The 15,987-nt window shown below is 61.3% G+C and carries 15 protein-coding genes; 9 read left to right on the forward strand and 6 right to left on the reverse strand.

What is annotated here, in order from left to right:
* Window positions 1-22: 22 nt before the first annotated feature.
* From ligB to QCBJ_RS25805, 4 genes are all read right to left on the reverse strand, one after another.
* On the reverse strand, window positions 23-1,687 hold the full coding sequence (gene ligB, locus QCBJ_RS25790) for an NAD-dependent DNA ligase LigB (RefSeq protein WP_102061878.1): 1,665 nt from the start codon (window positions 1,685-1,687) through the stop codon (window positions 23-25).
* Window positions 1,688-1,782: 95 nt separating this feature from the next.
* Window positions 1,783-2,133, reverse strand: coding sequence for a hypothetical protein (locus QCBJ_RS25795; protein WP_043206029.1), 351 nt, complete (start codon window positions 2,131-2,133; stop codon window positions 1,783-1,785).
* Between the two features lie 222 nt (window positions 2,134-2,355).
* Window positions 2,356-3,546 carry a methionine adenosyltransferase gene (gene metK / locus QCBJ_RS25800; RefSeq protein ID WP_015886297.1) on the reverse strand — a complete coding sequence of 397 codons (1,191 nt, stop codon included), beginning with the start codon at window positions 3,544-3,546 and terminating at the stop codon, window positions 2,356-2,358.
* 19 nt (window positions 3,547-3,565) lie between these two features.
* The gene (locus QCBJ_RS25805) at window positions 3,566-4,561 is read right to left on the reverse strand and encodes a metalloregulator ArsR/SmtB family transcription factor (protein ID WP_102061879.1); all 996 of its coding nucleotides are present in this window, start codon (window positions 4,559-4,561) and stop codon (window positions 3,566-3,568) included.
* A gap of 259 nt (window positions 4,562-4,820) precedes the next feature.
* Between QCBJ_RS25805 and tkt the strand changes: the two genes are divergently transcribed.
* The 6 genes from tkt (at window position 4,821) to fba (ending at window position 11,189) form a co-directional block, all read left to right on the forward strand.
* A complete protein-coding gene (gene tkt, locus QCBJ_RS25810) occupies window positions 4,821-6,818 on the forward strand; it encodes a transketolase (protein WP_101219845.1) in 1,998 nt (665 codons plus the stop codon).
* Window positions 6,819-6,956: 138 nt separating this feature from the next.
* Complete coding sequence (gene epd / locus QCBJ_RS25815) at window positions 6,957-8,012, forward strand: erythrose-4-phosphate dehydrogenase (protein WP_058415149.1); 1,056 nt, start codon at window positions 6,957-6,959, stop codon at window positions 8,010-8,012.
* Window positions 8,013-8,029: 17 nt separating this feature from the next.
* Window positions 8,030-9,193 carry a phosphoglycerate kinase gene (locus QCBJ_RS25820; protein ID WP_015886293.1) on the forward strand — a complete coding sequence of 388 codons (1,164 nt, stop codon included), beginning with the start codon at window positions 8,030-8,032 and terminating at the stop codon, window positions 9,191-9,193.
* Between the two features lie 29 nt (window positions 9,194-9,222).
* Entirely contained in the window at window positions 9,223-9,450 is a 228-nt protein-coding gene (locus QCBJ_RS25825) for a hypothetical protein (RefSeq protein ID WP_102061880.1), read from the forward strand.
* A gap of 61 nt (window positions 9,451-9,511) precedes the next feature.
* Window positions 9,512-9,844, forward strand: a complete 333-nt coding sequence (locus tag QCBJ_RS25830; RefSeq protein ID WP_015886291.1) for an MliC family protein — start codon at window positions 9,512-9,514, stop codon at window positions 9,842-9,844.
* 280 nt (window positions 9,845-10,124) lie between these two features.
* Window positions 10,125-11,189: a class II fructose-bisphosphate aldolase gene (gene fba / locus QCBJ_RS25835; protein ID WP_003177554.1), complete on the forward strand. Its 1,065-nt coding sequence runs from the start codon at window positions 10,125-10,127 to the stop codon at window positions 11,187-11,189.
* 59 nt (window positions 11,190-11,248) lie between these two features.
* Here fba and QCBJ_RS25840 read toward each other — a convergent pair whose 3' ends face one another.
* Window positions 11,249-11,542 carry a fructose-bisphosphate aldolase gene (locus tag QCBJ_RS25840; protein WP_102061881.1) on the reverse strand — a complete coding sequence of 98 codons (294 nt, stop codon included), beginning with the start codon at window positions 11,540-11,542 and terminating at the stop codon, window positions 11,249-11,251.
* Between the two features lie 462 nt (window positions 11,543-12,004).
* Entirely contained in the window at window positions 12,005-12,670 is a 666-nt protein-coding gene (locus QCBJ_RS25850) for a polysaccharide lyase family 7 protein (protein ID WP_043206023.1), read from the reverse strand.
* A gap of 313 nt (window positions 12,671-12,983) precedes the next feature.
* On the opposite strand from QCBJ_RS25850, the gene QCBJ_RS25855 reads away from it, so the two are divergent.
* The 3 genes from QCBJ_RS25855 to QCBJ_RS25865 are packed head-to-tail and all read left to right on the forward strand — an operon-like array spanning window position 12,984 to window position 15,949.
* On the forward strand, window positions 12,984-15,089 hold the full coding sequence (locus QCBJ_RS25855) for a bifunctional diguanylate cyclase/phosphodiesterase (protein ID WP_046034963.1): 2,106 nt from the start codon (window positions 12,984-12,986) through the stop codon (window positions 15,087-15,089).
* Window positions 15,090-15,132: 43 nt separating this feature from the next.
* The gene (locus tag QCBJ_RS25860) at window positions 15,133-15,633 is read left to right on the forward strand and encodes a M48 family metallopeptidase (protein ID WP_015886287.1); all 501 of its coding nucleotides are present in this window, start codon (window positions 15,133-15,135) and stop codon (window positions 15,631-15,633) included.
* A gap of 19 nt (window positions 15,634-15,652) precedes the next feature.
* On the forward strand, window positions 15,653-15,949 hold the full coding sequence (locus QCBJ_RS25865) for a helix-turn-helix domain-containing protein (RefSeq protein WP_015886286.1): 297 nt from the start codon (window positions 15,653-15,655) through the stop codon (window positions 15,947-15,949).
* Window positions 15,950-15,987 lie beyond the last annotated feature (38 nt).

Raw genomic sequence — 15,987 nt, forward strand, 5'->3', positions numbered from 1 at the left:
TCTGATGGCGCGGACAGCGGGTTCAAAAACCGTCTATCCCCGCCACGCGTAATGTTTCAGCCAAGGCCTGTACGTGCGGGTCGCGAAAAAAAGCGCTCAGTTGCGCTGCGCGGCCCGGGCCGATGCCATCGATGGCCAGCCAGGCCTGGGTGTCTCTGGCGACCAGCGTCTGCCAGTCGCCTTCCAGGTTATTACGTGCCGCAGGCGGTACACCCAAGGCCTTGAGCCATTGTGCGAAGGGCCGTTGCCGCGCGCTGTGGAAGCTGTCGACCACGCGCGCACGGGTGCGATCACCGAAGCCATCAATGTTAGCAAGCTCTGCCGTATCCAGGGTTAACCAATCGAGAAAGCCTGCGATTAGACCGGCCTGGATCAATACGCTCCAGGTTTCGCGGCCTATGTGTGGCAAGGCGAGGCCCTGGTTGCCGCTCAGCCAGGAAAGGCGCGCCAGCAACTGCTCCTCGCAACCGGGGTCCAGTTGCCAGCAACTCAAGGCATGGAATTTCCCCGGATTGGGCACGGGCAAGTCCGCCCTTGTGCTGCTGCGCAGGATGACCTCATCCAGCCGAGGGATCACCTGGCCCGCCAGGCTGATGGAGACGTGGTCGCCAGGGCGGATATCCAGCGATTGCCAGCGCTTCAATGAGCCGGCGCTCACCCGGCTGATCTGCCGGTCATCCAAGCGCACCGGTTCCAATTCCAGCATGGGTGTGATGCGCCCGGTACGGCCGATCTTGAATTGCACGTCGCGCACCAGCGCCAGGGCCTTGGTCGTCGGGTACTTCCAGGCGGCCGCCCAGTAGGGTGTACTGACCTGCCAACGCTCGGCAGGGGCGTGCTGCGCCTGGTGCAACACCACCCCATCGCTGGCGAACGGCAGTGGATGGCCATACCAATAGGCGCGCCAGTGCGCGGCTTCGCTGATGTTCCGGATGGGCTGGCTGAAGCGCTGGGTGTCAGTGAACCCCCAACGTTTCAGTGTGGAAAGGCGCTCGGTAAAGGCTGCCGGCCCTTGTGGCCAAGCCCAGACGAACAGGCCAATACCGGCGGCATCGGTGTCGCCCAAGTGTTTGCGGTTCATCAACCCGGCCACCTTGCTGCGGGCATTGAGCCCGCCGCTGGCCGATTGCACATGGTCGTCGAGGCGCCAATAGAGTTCGCCTTGCAGCACCAGGTCGATGGGGTCGGGCAACTGCTGGACAATGCCGGGGATTTTGCGCGCGGAGGCAGACCAGTCGTGGCCCATGACACCATCGCCTCGGCTGATGACTTGGCGCAGGCGACCCTGTTGATACACCAGGGTTACCGCCACTCCGTCCACCTTGGGTTGAATCCAGACATCCTTTCGTGTGCCCAGCCAGGCGTCGACTGCGTGTTCGTCCAGCAGTTTCTCCAGGCCTGTATGCGCAACGGGGTGAGGCTGGGCGCCACGTGAACTCGCCAGTGGGTTGTTGGGTGTGGCGGTGGGGGCGGGGAAGCACTGATGCCACTGAGCCAGGCGCTGGCGCGCCTGGTCGTAGAGTTCGTCGCTCACCGGGGATTGGCCAAGCCGGTGGTAACTGTCATCCCATTGGCGTATCTGTTCGGCCAGGGTACTGACGTGTGCTCGGGCTTCATCGGAGCACGCTTGGGCCCACACCCAGCAGGGTAGGGCGCTGAGTAAAAGGGCAAACAGTAAGTGCATCATGAGCATCCTTGCTCGGAAAGGGTGCCCAGCCTAAATGATCCACCCGGCCACAAAAAAGCCCCGGCAGTGCGGGGCTCTTTACGGGGTGTTTCTATTTACTTGAACAGGCCGCCCAGGGCTTTCACCGCGTCGGGCTTATCGGCCTTGGCCTCTTGGGTTTGCTGCTTGGCGTCGGCTTTGGCCTGGGCCTCAGTGAGTTTGTTACAACCTTTGTTGATCTGGTCCTGCGCCGCTTTGAAGGCTTTCACTTTCAAGCTGTCCTTCTGGGCCTCGGCTGCATCGATCTTGGCTTGCAGGTCGTTGGCTTGCTTCTGGCAGTCGCCGGAGTTGCCGCCGCCCAGTTGGGAACTCAGGGCACCACTCAGTGCGCTCAGGTCGGCGGCGTTTGCCGGCAGGGCAAACAGGCTGAGCAGGAGGGCGGCAGGGGCGAGCGTGGAGATGCGCATGGAAAACCTCAATGTTCGATTGCCTGCGCGCTGATGAGTCCCGGGCTGGCGCAGGGCAATATCCAAATAAGGTGACGGGCCCGAGAGGGCGCGGATTCTAGAGGGCCATCATTGAGCCTGCAAGGTTTGGATCCAAAAAACGTGAAGGCCATCGCGCAAATGACGGCGCAATAAAAAGCCCCGCCGGGCGAACCCGGCGGGGCTTTTGTGTACCGAGAGCGATTACAGGCCGGCGGCAATCCGCAGGTCGTTGGCGCGGTCGGTTTTTTCCCAGGTGAAGGTGGTGAAGGTGTCGTCGCCGACCGTCTTCTGCGCAGGGGTACGACCGAAGTGGCCGTAGGCTGCGGTTTCCTGGTACATCGGGTGCAGCAGGTCGAGCATGGTGGTGATCGCGTAAGGGCGCAGGTCGAAGATCTCACGCACCAGCTTGACGATCTTGTCATCGCTGATCTTGCCGGTGCCGAAGGTATTCAGTGAGATCGACGTAGGCTGGGCCACACCGATAGCGTAGGACACCTGGATCTCGCAACGCTCGGCCAGGCCGGCGGCGACGATGTTCTTGGCCACGTAACGACCGGCGTAAGCGGCGGAACGGTCAACCTTGGAAGGATCTTTACCCGAGAACGCGCCACCGCCGTGACGGGCCATGCCACCGTAGCTGTCGACGATGATCTTGCGTCCGGTCAGGCCGCAATCGCCTACCGGGCCACCGATGATGAACTGGCCGGTCGGGTTGATGTGGAACTGGGTGTCCTTGCTCAGCAGCTCGGCCGGCAGCACGTGCTTGACGATCAGCTCCATCACGCCTTCACGCAGGTCGGCGTAGGAAACGTCCGGGTTGTGCTGGGTCGACAATACAACGGCGTCGATACCCACGACTTTGCCGCCTTCGTAACGGCAGGTGACCTGGGACTTGGCGTCCGGGCGCAACCACGGCAGCAGGCCGGACTTACGCGCTTCGGCCTGACGTTGCACCAGTTGGTGCGAGAAGGTGATCGGTGCAGGCATCAGCACGTCGGTTTCGTTGCTGGCGTAGCCGAACATCAGGCCCTGGTCGCCGGCGCCCTGGTCTTCCGGCTTGGCACGGTCGACGCCTTGGTTGATGTCTGGGGACTGCTTGCCGATGATGTTCATCACGCCGCAGGTCGCGCCGTCGAAACCGACGTCGGAGCTGGTGTAGCCGATGTCGGTGATCACGTCACGGACGATCTGCTCCAGGTCGACCCAGGCGGTGGTGGTCACTTCGCCAGCGATGATCGCTACACCGGTTTTCACCAGAGTCTCGCACGCCACACGGGCGAACTTGTCTTCAGCAATGATGGCGTCCAGCACCGCGTCAGAAATCTGGTCGGCGATTTTGTCCGGATGCCCTTCAGACACGGACTCGGAGGTGAAAAGGGAGTATTCGCTCATCTCGATGTTTTCCTGATATTTACCGATGGTGAGTGTCGCCAGCCGGCCGCTGAAAATGGCGGACCTGGATCTGGAAACCATTACGTAAACCTACATAGAGGCTTTCCCCGGGAACGAGTCCCGCAGCGGTGGCCCAACGGGCCAGATCGTCCTGTTCAAAACCCAACCAGAGATCACCGCAGGCCTCCCTGGCCCAATTCTGGTTGTGGCTGCATAAATCTGTCACCAGCAGGCTACCGCCGGGGTGCAGCAGCCCGGCCATTTGCTTGAGGGCGTCGGCGGGGGCGGCGAAATGGTGCAAGACCATATTCAACACCACGCAGTCGGCCTTTAACGCCGTGCTATTCAATGCGTCCGCCAGCTGCAGGCTGACATTGCCCAGCGCTTCGCGTTCGCACAGCTGGCGCGCCAGTTCGAGCATCGCCGGGCTGTTGTCCAGCGCGGTGACCTGCTGGAAGCGCCGCGCCAGGTCCGGCAAGAAACCGCCGTCGCCTGGGCCGACCTCCAGCGCGGTGGCCTTCTCACTGAAGCTCAGCTTGTCGAGCAGCGCCAGTACGCTGTCGCGGTATTGCGGCAAACCGGCGATCAAGTCCTGTTGGGCGCGAAATTTCTCGGCGACCCGTGCGAAAAAGTCCTGGCTCGCGGCGGCGCGTTGCCCATGGACTTGGCCGATGCGCGACTGCACATCGCCCGGCAGACCCAGGTTGTCCACCTCTTCGAGCAGCGCGGCGTGCAGCTTGCCGCCAAGCAACTCGGTGTGGGGCAGGGCGCGACGGTAGAAAATCGCATTGCCTTCGCGGCGGGTAGCCACCAGGTCGGCCTGGGCCAGCACCTTCAAGTGATGACTCATGCCGGATTGGCCGATGGCGAAGATCTGCGCCAGTTCCAATACGCCGAAGGAATCGTTGGCCAGTGCGCGCAATACGTTCAAACGCAACGGGTCGCCAGCGGCCTTGCATAAGGCTGCCAGTTCATCGCCGTCGTCAGGACGCAGGGAGGGCATGGGTAGGTTCATAAGGCCAGCAGTCTAGAGACGGGTGGGAGTCCTCGCAAGGCCAATATCAAAAAGTTTTGATATTGATCGATAAGTGGCGGTTATAAGCAGCCGCTATAACCTTTAGACGAACCGGTTAACGGTTTCTGCAAGCGAATGCCGCCCAAAGCACAGGAAAAACACCCACAAGTGACTATCTGTCATTGCCCGCAGGCGGTGGCTGAGGGAAAATGCCGGTCCTTTTTTCCGTTTCTTTTCAGCAAACCCCAGGAGATCAGCGATGCCCAGCCGTCGTGAGCGTGCCAACGCCATTCGTGCCCTCAGCATGGATGCCGTGCAAAAAGCCAACAGCGGCCATCCCGGTGCCCCGATGGGCATGGCGGATATCGCCGAGGTACTTTGGCGTGACTACCTGAAACACAACCCGAGCAACCCATCGTTCGCCGACCGTGACCGCTTCGTGCTGTCCAACGGCCACGGCTCGATGCTGATTTATTCGCTGCTGCACCTGACCGGCTACGACGTCACCATCGATGACCTCAAGAGCTTCCGCCAGCTGCACAGCCGCACCCCCGGCCACCCTGAATTCGGCTACACCCCAGGCGTCGAGACCACCACCGGTCCCCTGGGCCAAGGCCTGGCCAACGCCGTGGGCTTCGCGCTGGCGGAAAAAGTCCTGGGCGCGCAGTTCAACCGTCCCGGCCACGACATCGTCGACCACCACACCTACGTGTTCCTGGGTGATGGCTGCATGATGGAAGGCATTTCCCACGAAGTCGCTTCCCTGGCCGGTACCCTGGGCCTGGGCAAGCTGATCGCGTTCTACGATGACAACGGCATCTCCATCGACGGCGAAGTCGAAGGCTGGTTCACCGATGACACCCCTAAGCGTTTCGAAGCCTACAACTGGCAGGTGATCCGCAACGTCGACGGCCACGATCCGGAAGAAATCAAGATCGCCATCGACACCGCCCGCAAGAGCGCTCAGCCGACCCTGATCTGCTGCAAGACCACCATCGGTTTCGGTTCGCCGAACAAGCAGGGCAAAGAAGACTGCCACGGCGCCCCGCTGGGTGACGCGGAAATCGCCCTGACCCGTGAAGCACTGAAGTGGAACCATGGCCCGTTCGAAATCCCGGCCGACATCTATGCCGAGTGGGATGCCAAGGAAAAAGGCCTGGCCGCCGAAGCCGAGTGGGACCAGCGTTTTGCGGCCTACTCCGCCGAATTCCCGGCGCTGGCCAACGAACTGGTACGCCGCTTGGCCGGTGACCTGCCTGCCGACTTCTCGGAAAAAGCCTCGGCCTACATCGCCGAAGTCGCGGCCAAGGGCGAGACCATCGCCAGCCGTAAAGCCAGCCAGAACACCCTGAACGCCTTTGGCCCGCTGCTGCCTGAGTTCCTCGGCGGTTCCGCCGACCTGGCCGGTTCCAACCTGACCCTGTGGAAAGGCTGCAAGGGTGTTTCGGCTGAAGACGCCAGCGGCAACTACATGTACTACGGCGTACGCGAGTTCGGCATGAGCGCCATCATGAACGGCGTGTCCCTGCACGGTGGCCTGGTGCCTTACGGCGCGACCTTCCTGATGTTCATGGAATACGCCCGCAACGCCGTACGCATGGCCGCGCTGATGAAGAAGCGCGTCATCCACGTGTACACCCACGACTCCATCGGCCTCGGCGAAGACGGTCCGACGCACCAGCCGGTCGAGCAACTGACCAGCCTGCGTACCACGCCGAACCTGGATTGCTGGCGCCCAGCCGACGCGGTCGAATCCGCCGTGGCCTGGAAGCACGCCATCGAACGCAAGGACGGCCCTTCGGCGCTGATCTTCTCGCGCCAGAACCTGCAGCACCAAGTGCGTACCGACGCACAGATCGCCGACATCAGCCGTGGCGGCTACGTGCTCAAGGACTGCATCGGCGAGCCTGAGCTGATCCTGATCTCCACCGGTTCCGAAGTGGGCCTGACCGTCCAGGCCTACGACAAGCTGACCGCCCAAGGCCGCAACGTGCGTGTTGTGTCCATGCCATGCACCAGCGTGTTCGAAGCCCAGGACGCCGGCTACAAGCAATCGGTGCTGCCGTTGCAGGTCAGCGCGCGTATCGCCATCGAAGCGGCGCATGCCGACTACTGGTACAAGTACGTGGGCCTGGAAGGCCGCGTGATCGGCATGACCACCTACGGTGAGTCGGCGCCGGCGCCAGCGTTGTTCGAAGAGTTCGGCTTCACCCTGGAAAATATCCTGGGTCAGGCTGAAGAGCTGCTGGAAGACTAAGTCAGTCTGCGTTGTCTGTACTGGTGCCATCGCGGGCAAGCCCGCTCCCACATTTGGATCGCGGTCTAATGTGGGAGCGGGCTTGCCCGCGATGGCGTCAGAACATTCAACACCGAACTAACATTGATCGAGAACCCCATGCCCCAACCGCGTCCCTACAAAGTTGCACTCAACGGCTACGGCCGCATTGGTCGTTGCGTCTTGCGTGCTCTGTTCGAGCGAGGGGCGGCTGCCGGGTTTGAAATTGTCGCGATCAACGATTTGGCCGACATGGCCAGCATCGAATACCTGACACGCTTTGACTCCACACACGGCCGGTTCCCCGGTGAAGTGCGGGTCGAGGGCGATTGTCTGCATATCAATGGCGACTGCGTGAAAGTCCTGCGCAGTGCCACCCCCGAGGGCATCGACTGGGCGGCGCTGGGCGTCGACCTGGTGTTGGAATGCTCCGGCGCTTATCACACCCGTGCCGATGGCCAGCGTTTCCTCGACGCTGGCGCACCGCGTGTGCTGTTTTCCCAGCCGATGGCAAGCGAGGCGGATGTCGACGCCACCATCGTCTACGGCATCAACCAGGATTGCCTGACCGGCAACGAGCTGCTGGTGTCCAACGCCTCGTGTACCACCAACTGCAGCGTGCCATTGTTGCGCCTGTTGGATCAGGCGATCGGGCTGGACTACGTGTCGATCACCACGATTCACTCGGCGATGAACGACCAGCCGGTGATCGACGCCTACCATCACGAAGACCTGCGCCGCACGCGCTCGGCGTTCCAGTCAGTGATTCCGGTGTCCACCGGGCTGGCACGCGGTATCGAGCGACTGTTGCCGGAACTTGCCGGGCGAATCCAGGCCAAAGCCGTACGGGTGCCGACGGTGAACGTGTCCTGCCTGGACATCACCATGCAAACCGTCAGCGACACCGATGCGACGGAGGTCAACCGGATCCTGCGCGACGCCGCCACCAGCGGGCCGCTCAAAGGCTTGCTGGCCTACACCGAGTTGCCCCACGCCAGTTGTGATTTCAACCATGATCCGCATTCGGCCATTGTCGATGCCAGCCAGACCCGCGTTTCCGGCCCGAGGCTGGTGAACATCCTGGCCTGGTTCGACAACGAATGGGGTTTTGCCAACCGAATGCTCGACGTTGCGGAACATTATCTGCATATCGCCTCTAAACAACCTCAACAGTAATTCAGGAACTGCCACCCATGACCGTGTTGAAGATGACCGACCTCGATCTGCAAGGTAAGCGCGTACTGATTCGCGAAGACCTCAACGTCCCAGTCAAGGACGGTGTTGTCACCAGCGATGCGCGAATCCTGGCCTCGCTGCCGACCATCAAGCTGGCCCTGGAAAAAGGCGCGGCCGTGATGGTCTGCTCCCACCTGGGTCGTCCGACCGAGGGTGAGTTCTCCGCCGAAAACAGCCTCAAGCCGGTAGCCGAGTACCTCAGCAAAGCCCTGGGCCGCGACGTGCCGCTGGTGGCTGACTACCTGGGTGGCGTTGACGTGAAGGCCGGCGACATCGTGCTGTTCGAAAACGTGCGCTTCAACAAAGGCGAGAAAAAGAACAGCGACGAACTGGCCCAGCAATACGCTGCGCTGTGCGACGTGTTCGTGATGGACGCGTTCGGCACTGCTCACCGCGCCGAGGGTTCGACCCACGGCGTGGCCAAGTTCGCCAAGGTTGCCGCTGCTGGCCCGCTGCTGGCCGCTGAACTGGATGCACTGGGCAAGGCCCTGGGCGCTCCCGCGCAACCGATGGCCGCCATCGTCGCTGGCTCCAAGGTGTCCACCAAGCTGGACGTGCTCAACAGCCTCAGCCAGATCTGCAATCAGCTGATCGTCGGCGGCGGCATTGCCAACACCTTCCTGGCCGCTGCCGGTCACCCGGTGGGCAAGTCCCTGTACGAGCCGGACCTGCTCGACACCGCTCGTGCTATCGCCGCCAAAGTCAGCGTGCCGCTGCCGGTGGACGTGGTCGTCGCCAAGGAATTTGCCGAAAGCGCCGAAGCCACCGTCAAGCTGATCGCTGACGTGGCTGACGACGACATGATCCTGGATATCGGCCCGCAAACCGCGGCCAACTTCGCCGAACTGCTGAAAGCTTCCCAGACCATCCTGTGGAACGGTCCGGTCGGCGTGTTTGAGTTCGACCAGTTCGGCAACGGCACCAAAGTGCTGGCCAAGGCCATCGCCGAAAGCTCTGCATTCTCCATCGCCGGCGGCGGCGACACCCTCGCGGCCATCGATAAATATGGCGTTGCTGACCAGATCTCCTACATTTCTACCGGTGGCGGCGCATTCCTTGAATTCGTCGAAGGCAAAGTCCTGCCGGCCGTTGAAGTGCTGGAAACCCGGGCCAAAGGTTAAGGCGCGTGATCCGGAAAAGGAGTATTCCCATGATCAAGTCGTTGGCATTGTTGATCGCAGCGGGCCTGTTGGCCGGCTGCAGCAGCACGCCAAACGCAGAGCCGGAAGCTGGAAAGCCTGCGGCGCAGCAGAAAAAAAGCTGCTACCAGGCGGACTGGCAAGCCGAGACCATGCCGGTGATCAACAAGCGCATCGGCAACGAACGGCTGGAGAAATACGACTCCGCGCCCAACGGTCAGGAACAGGGTTGCCCTTGACGGGTCTGATCAACTAACCGACAGCAGCGGCGGCCCCCTGGTCGCCCTGTGAGGATTGGCAATGAAAGGCGTTTTCGCCCTGGCAGCCCTGGCCCTGTTGGCCGGCTGCAGCAGCATGAACATGTTCAATAAGGCAGAGCCTGCCGATAAATGGACCACCTGGACCTGCGACAGCAAGGCCGAGGTCAACTGGCGCTTTGCCAACCAGGCTCGTAGCGAGGTGGATGTACGCCTCGGCGGTTCCGACCAGGTTTATCGCCTCAAGCAGGAGGTTGCCGCCTCGGGTGTGCTGTATGCCAACGATCAGCTGGCGTTTCACACAAAAGGTGAGGAAGGCCTGGTTTACTGGGTCGCCACCGATGATTTGATCGGGCGGGGCTGTAAAGCCCAATAGAGACACCAGGGTCTTGAAATTAATGAGATCCAAATGTGGGAGGGGGCTTGCCCCCGATAGCGGTGTGTCAGGCACCGACTTCGTTGGGTGAACCGCAGCCATCGGGGGCAAGCCCCCTCCCACATTGATTCGATTCCAGACTGGAATTTGGGTCAGCCTCATCAGCAATAACGATTCAGCAGGCCAGGCATGCAAACCCTGACCCGCAATAACTTGAATAGCAGCCGCCGCTACGGCAGGCTTGCACGATTAACGACCCTCGACCGGGAGAGACAACACAATGGCACTTATCAGCATGCGTCAAATGCTGGACCACGCAGCCGAGTTCGGCTACGGCGTCCCAGCCTTTAACGTCAACAACCTTGAGCAGATGCGCGCCATCATGGAAGCCGCTGACAAGACCGACTCCCCCGTGATCGTCCAGGCTTCGGCCGGTGCGCGCAAATACGCCGGCGCGCCCTTCCTGCGTCACCTGATCCTTGCTGCGATCGAAGAATTCCCACACATCCCGGTGTGCATGCACCAGGACCACGGCACCAGCCCTGACGTGTGCCAGCGCTCCATCCAACTGGGCTTCAGCTCGGTCATGATGGACGGCTCCCTCGGCGAAGACGGCAAGACCCCGACCGACTACGAATACAACGTCCGCGTCACCCAACAAACCGTGGCCATGGCTCACGCCTGCGGCGTATCGGTTGAAGGTGAGCTGGGCTGCCTGGGTTCCCTGGAAACCGGTATGGCCGGCGAAGAAGACGGCATCGGCGCTGAAGGCGTGCTGGATCACAGCCAGATGCTGACCGACCCGGAAGAAGCGGCTGACTTCGTGAAGAAGACCCAAGTTGACGCCCTGGCCATCGCCATCGGCACCAGCCACGGCGCCTACAAGTTCACCAAGCCGCCTACCGGCGACGTGCTGGCCATCGACCGCATCAAGGAAATCCACAAGCGCATCCCTAACACCCACCTGGTGATGCACGGTTCTTCCTCGGTCCCGCAAGAGTGGCTGGCGATCATCAACCAGTACGGCGGCGACATCAAAGAAACCTACGGCGTACCGGTTGAAGAAATCGTCGAAGGCATCAAGTACGGCGTGCGCAAGGTCAACATCGACACCGACCTGCGTTTGGCGTCCACGGGTGCGATGCGCCGTTTGATGGCGACCAACCCGAGCGAGTTCGACCCGCGTAAATTCTTCGGCGCTACCGTGACTGCGATGCGGGATGTGTGTATCGCACGCTACGAAGCGTTCGGCACTGCGGGTAACGCTTCGAAGATCAAGCCGATCTCGTTGGAAGCGATGTACCAGCGTTACCTGAAAGGTGAGTTGAACGCCAAGGTGAACTGAGCCTGGGACGTTTAAAAGGAGCCCGCAGCGATGCGGGCTTTTTTATGGCTGCGATTGGGTCAGGCGGCGTTGAGGGTATCGAAACCACGGTGTTCGATGACGCGGAACACATCGCTGACGTCCTGCACCAGAATGCGCGCCGTATTGGCCGCATTGTTCAGGTCACGCTCGGCGAAGTCCGGCAGGCTGGAGCAGGCCATCAGGTTGAGATGCTCGAGGGCGGCGTTAAGGCGTTCTCGCAGGCAGGCGTGGAGGTCCAGCAATGGGGCGGCGCTGTCGATCAATAGGACGGGGTTATCGGTAGCGTTTTCGGCGCAGGGGTAGAAGCGGCGGGGCGGTAGTTGGTTCTTCATGGCAAATCCTTAACTCAAGTGAAGAATGGCCACCGTTTGCTGCGAAACAAATAGGGTGGCAGCTGTGCGCGGGTTCGCAGACCGAGGAGTTAAGACCCGGCAGACCCGAAGGTCTCCCACGCACAACCGCCATAACAAAGACGGCCATCGGCAAGAATACCGGGGCTGCTTTGACGGTTGTGGTTTTAACTCGGTAGGGCTGCGAAACCCTATCGCCATTCAATGCCGGCGACGGGGCGAACTATAAGCGCCGACCTGATTCGCCGCAACGGCCCTGTAGGACACAGAACCCGTGTGGGAGCCGGGCTTGCCCGCGATGGCGGTGTGCCAGTCAGCGAATAGTTCGGCTGATACACCGCCATCGCGGGCAAGCCCGGCTCCCACAGGGTTCGTTGGCGTGTTCAAGAAAGCGAATGATCTCTGGGCGTGTTAGGACAAGGCCTACACGAGATGAGGCGATGCTCAGTCGTGATCAATGTCCAACTTGGCAAACGTCACCCGCGCGCCTTCCTTGCTGTCCCCACTGTTGTCCTGCACATACGCCCCCGCCTTGAAGTACAGCGGCTTGGCGCCCCACGCCGCACCAATGCGCTCATTCCACTCACCGTCCGCGGCGTACACACTCAGCAACCCCGCCTTATTGAGGTTGATCACGTAGGTGAAGCTCTTCTCCAGCGGCACATTCGACGCCACGGTGATCACCCGCCCTTCGCCGTCATCCGGGCGCATGCGCACCTTGGCGACGATATTGCCGGTCTGGGTTTTTTCCTTGAATTGGTATTCCAGCTTGATCAGCGGCTTCTGGCTGTCGTACGCATGAATCTGCCCAATCACGATTTTGCCGGTAGAGGGCACCTGATTGACGGTCAGGGTGGCGCGCAGGAAGTTGTCCGCATCCGGGTAGGTCCAGTTGCGCAGGCGCCCATCGGCGTAGGTCTCGCGCAATTCGCTGCGCGGGTACACGGCATTTTCGGTGCGGGTGCCGGTGACGGGGGTCCAGAATTGCACATTGCTGCCTTCGGCCTGGAAATACTGGTCTTTGAAGCCGCTCATCAGCTTTGGGGTCTCGATGGTGGCGGGCGGGGAGCCGACCGGAATGCTCAGGTTCCAGGTGGAAAGATCAATCATGGCGTAGGCCTTTTTACAGAGGGGTATAGGCTATGGCCCTTGGGCCAGACAGGTTCTTTATAGGCGGTAGTCCTGCGCTTGTTAATTAATCACTGGCAAATTATTGGCGCCAAAGGAATGCCAAAAAGCCATGTTTCCCATGCGCCGTGGCCTCCAGACCCTGACCGTTAGTCGGCTTCCTGAACTTTGGCGCGATGATGGCACCGCGGTCACTTCTGATTTTCCGGAACCGAGGCTAGAGTGAGGCCTCAGTATTTGTCCGGGTTTTATACCAGAAGTGACCGGAGCAGCTCCTTCAAGGAAGAGACGTAGCATGGATTGCGCTCCACACCTAGGCGATGGCGGATCGGTTTTGCTGGTAGTCGATGACTATCCGGAAAACCTGGTCAGCATGCGTGCACTTTTACAGCGCGAAGACTGGCAAGTGGTCACCGCCGGTTCCGGTGTGGAAGCCCTGGAGTTACTACTCAAGCATGACGTCGACCTGGTGTTATTGGACGTGAAAATGCCCGGCATGGACGGCTTCGAGGTGGCCCGCCTGATGCGTGGCAACCAGCGCACCCGCATGACGCCGATCATCTTCCTCAGTGCCAATGCGCAATCCCCGGCCGCTGTGCTGGAGGGCTACGCCAGCGGTGCCATCGATTACCTGTTCAAACCCTTCGACCCGCATATCCTCAAGCCCAAGGTCCAGGCGTTGCTGGAGCACCAGCGTAATCGCCGTGCCTTGCAGCGCCTGAGTCATGATTTGGAGTCTGCCCGCGCCTTTAATGCGTCGGTGTTGGACAACGCCGCCGAGGGCATTCTGGTGGTGAGTGAGGAGGGCGTGATCGAGTACGCCAACCCGGCGATTTCACGCTTGCTCAATGCCACGATGGATGAGCTGCAGGGGCAAGAGTTCTTGAGCTTCCTGCAGAAACCCCATGTGCCCGCGTGGCTGGAGTCGCAGATGTATGCCGGTTACCGCGACGGCGAAACCTGGCGCCTGCATGATGCGATCTTGCGCACCGGCCGGGGCCAGCAGGTGCCGGTGGCCTTGTCCTGTGCACCGTTGCCCGCCGAACAGAAGGCCATGGTGGTGACGGTGCTGGACATGTCCGAGGTGCGCCACCTGCACCAACAACTGGAGTTCCAGGCCGTCACTGACCCGCTGACCGGGCTGCTCAATCGGCGTGGTTTCTATCAGGCGGTGGAGAACACCCTGCTGCGCAGCGAGCGGGTAGAGCAATCGCTGGTATTGCTCTACCTGGACCTTGACGGCTTCAAGCGGGTCAATGATTCCCTGGGCCATGACGCCGGCGACCGGGTATTGCGCTGGGTCTCGGAGCAGTTACAGGGTTGCCTGCGCTCCTATGACATTCTGGGGCGCATGGGCGGGGACGAATTCACCGCGCTTTTAGAGCTGGAGTTCCCCGAGCAAGCGGCGAAGATCGCGGAAAAACTGATCGAACGCGTGTCGATCTGCCAGCAGGTGGAGGGCCTGGATGTGATGCTCGGCGTCAGCATCGGCATCGCCACGTTCCCGGATTGCGGCTCGGACTTGAACGGCCTGCTGCGCGCGGCTGACATCGCCATGTACGAAGCCAAGCGTGCGGGCCGTCAGCAATATCGCTATTACGACCAGGAAATGAACGGCCGCGCCCGTTCGCGCCTGATGCTGGAAGACAGCGTGCGCACGGCGATTCAAAACAAGGATTTCACCCTGGTCTACCAGCCCCAGGTTTCCCTGGCGGACGGGCGTTTGCGCGGTGTCGAAGCGCTGTTGCGCTGGCAGCATCCGAGTGTCGGCGATGTGCCGCCAGGGCTGTTCTTGCCATTGCTGGAGGAGGCGCGCTTGATCAGCCAGCTGAGTAGCTGGATTTACCAACAGGTCGCCGCCCAGCGCCTGGCCTGGCAAGCCACCTTCGATCAGGAACTGGTCCTGAGCGTGAGCTTGAGCAGCCATCAGTTCAATATGCCCAACCTGGCGGCCCAACTGCAGCAGGTGCTTGAGCGCCATGGGTTGCAGGGGCGCCAGTTGGAGGTGGAAATCAGCGAAGACAGCCTGACGAGTAACCTGGAAGAGTCCGGCAAGCAGCTGAAGTTATTGCGCCAGATCGGTGTGCGGATTGCCCTGGATGACTTCGGTTCGGGCAACTGTTCCCTGGCACATCTGCGCGACCTGGCCTTCGACACCCTCAAGCTCGACCCGCAGTTGATCGCCCGCCTGCCGGGCTCGGCACGGGATGCGGTGATGGCGCGCAGTATCATCGAGCTGTGCGGGCATTTTGATGTGCTCGTGGTCGCCGAAGGTGTGGAAACCTCGGAGCAAGCCCAATGGCTCAAGGCCAATGGTTGCGCGTATATCCAGGGCCCGTGGGCGGCGCAGCCGATGGTGGCCGAGGACGTGGTGGACTGGTCACGCGCCCGCGTGCGTTGAATTCGTTACACTGGCGACCCTCCGAACCCTGTTGCCGAGCCCCATGACCGCGCTGAAATACCTCCAGGCTTATCCTGCAGCCCTCCAAGAGCAAGTGCGCCAGATGATCGCCAAGGATCAGTTGGGCGCTTACCTGGAACAGCGTTACCCCGAGCGCCACGCGGTGCAGAGCGACAAGGCCCTGTACGCCTACGCCCTGGCCTTGAAGCAGGAGCACCTGCGCAACGCGCCGGCCATCGACAAAGTGCTGTTTGATAACCGCCTGGACCTGACCCACCGCGCCCTCGGCCTGCACACTACGATTTCGCGGGTGCAGGGCGGCAATCTTAAATCCAAGAAAGAGATCCGCATTGCGGCGCTGTTCAAGGAGGCCGCGCCCGAGTTCCTGCGCATGATCGTGGTCCACGAACTGGCGCACTTCAAGGAGTCGGACCACAACAAGGCGTTCTACAAACTCTGTGAGTACATGATGCCGGGCTACCATCAGGTGGAATTCGACCTGCGGGTCTACCTCACGTATCGCGACCTGCAGGGCAAACCCTGACCGCACAAGGCGACCGACCATGGATGTGAGCAAGACCAAGAGCAGCTTCTACCGCCGCCTGTATGTGGCGTACCTGATCGACAGTGGCCAGGCGAGCAGCGTCCCGGCGCTGACCGACGCCACGGGCATGCCTCGGCGTACGGCCCAGGATACGATTGCGGCATTGGCCGACTTGGATATCGTGTGTGAGTTCGAACAGGAAGACGGCGCCCGCAACCACGCCGGGCACTATCGGATTCGCAGCTGGGGGGCGATTGATCGGCGGTGGATCGAGGCGAATCTGGCTTCGGTGAAGCAGGTGTTGGGGTATCCCTGAAGTTCGGCGGTGTGTGAACTGGCGCTATCGCGGGCAAG

Source organism: Pseudomonas sp. QC2 (assembly GCF_002859085.1).
Taxonomy (GTDB): domain Bacteria; phylum Pseudomonadota; class Gammaproteobacteria; order Pseudomonadales; family Pseudomonadaceae; genus Aquipseudomonas; species Aquipseudomonas petroselini.

Excerpts from the sequence above, each read along its gene's own strand:
- ligB (WP_102061878.1), bottom strand. The coding sequence starts at position 1,687 with ATGATGCACTTACTGTTTGCCCTTTTACTCAGCGCCCTACCCTGCTGG.
- QCBJ_RS25795 (WP_043206029.1), bottom strand. The coding sequence starts at position 2,133 with ATGCGCATCTCCACGCTCGCCCCTGCCGCCCTCCTGCTCAGCCTGTTT.
- metK (WP_015886297.1), bottom strand. The coding sequence starts at position 3,546 with ATGAGCGAATACTCCCTTTTCACCTCCGAGTCCGTGTCTGAAGGGCAT.
- QCBJ_RS25805 (WP_102061879.1), bottom strand. The coding sequence starts at position 4,561 with ATGAACCTACCCATGCCCTCCCTGCGTCCTGACGACGGCGATGAACTG.
- tkt (WP_101219845.1), top strand. The coding sequence starts at position 4,821 with ATGCCCAGCCGTCGTGAGCGTGCCAACGCCATTCGTGCCCTCAGCATG.
- epd (WP_058415149.1), top strand. The coding sequence starts at position 6,957 with ATGCCCCAACCGCGTCCCTACAAAGTTGCACTCAACGGCTACGGCCGC.
- QCBJ_RS25820 (WP_015886293.1), top strand. The coding sequence starts at position 8,030 with ATGACCGTGTTGAAGATGACCGACCTCGATCTGCAAGGTAAGCGCGTA.
- QCBJ_RS25825 (WP_102061880.1), top strand. The coding sequence starts at position 9,223 with ATGATCAAGTCGTTGGCATTGTTGATCGCAGCGGGCCTGTTGGCCGGC.
- QCBJ_RS25830 (WP_015886291.1), top strand. The coding sequence starts at position 9,512 with ATGAAAGGCGTTTTCGCCCTGGCAGCCCTGGCCCTGTTGGCCGGCTGC.
- fba (WP_003177554.1), top strand. The coding sequence starts at position 10,125 with ATGGCACTTATCAGCATGCGTCAAATGCTGGACCACGCAGCCGAGTTC.
- QCBJ_RS25840 (WP_102061881.1), bottom strand. The coding sequence starts at position 11,542 with ATGAAGAACCAACTACCGCCCCGCCGCTTCTACCCCTGCGCCGAAAAC.
- QCBJ_RS25850 (WP_043206023.1), bottom strand. The coding sequence starts at position 12,670 with ATGATTGATCTTTCCACCTGGAACCTGAGCATTCCGGTCGGCTCCCCG.
- QCBJ_RS25855 (WP_046034963.1), top strand. The coding sequence starts at position 12,984 with ATGGATTGCGCTCCACACCTAGGCGATGGCGGATCGGTTTTGCTGGTA.
- QCBJ_RS25860 (WP_015886287.1), top strand. The coding sequence starts at position 15,133 with ATGACCGCGCTGAAATACCTCCAGGCTTATCCTGCAGCCCTCCAAGAG.
- QCBJ_RS25865 (WP_015886286.1), top strand. The coding sequence starts at position 15,653 with ATGGATGTGAGCAAGACCAAGAGCAGCTTCTACCGCCGCCTGTATGTG.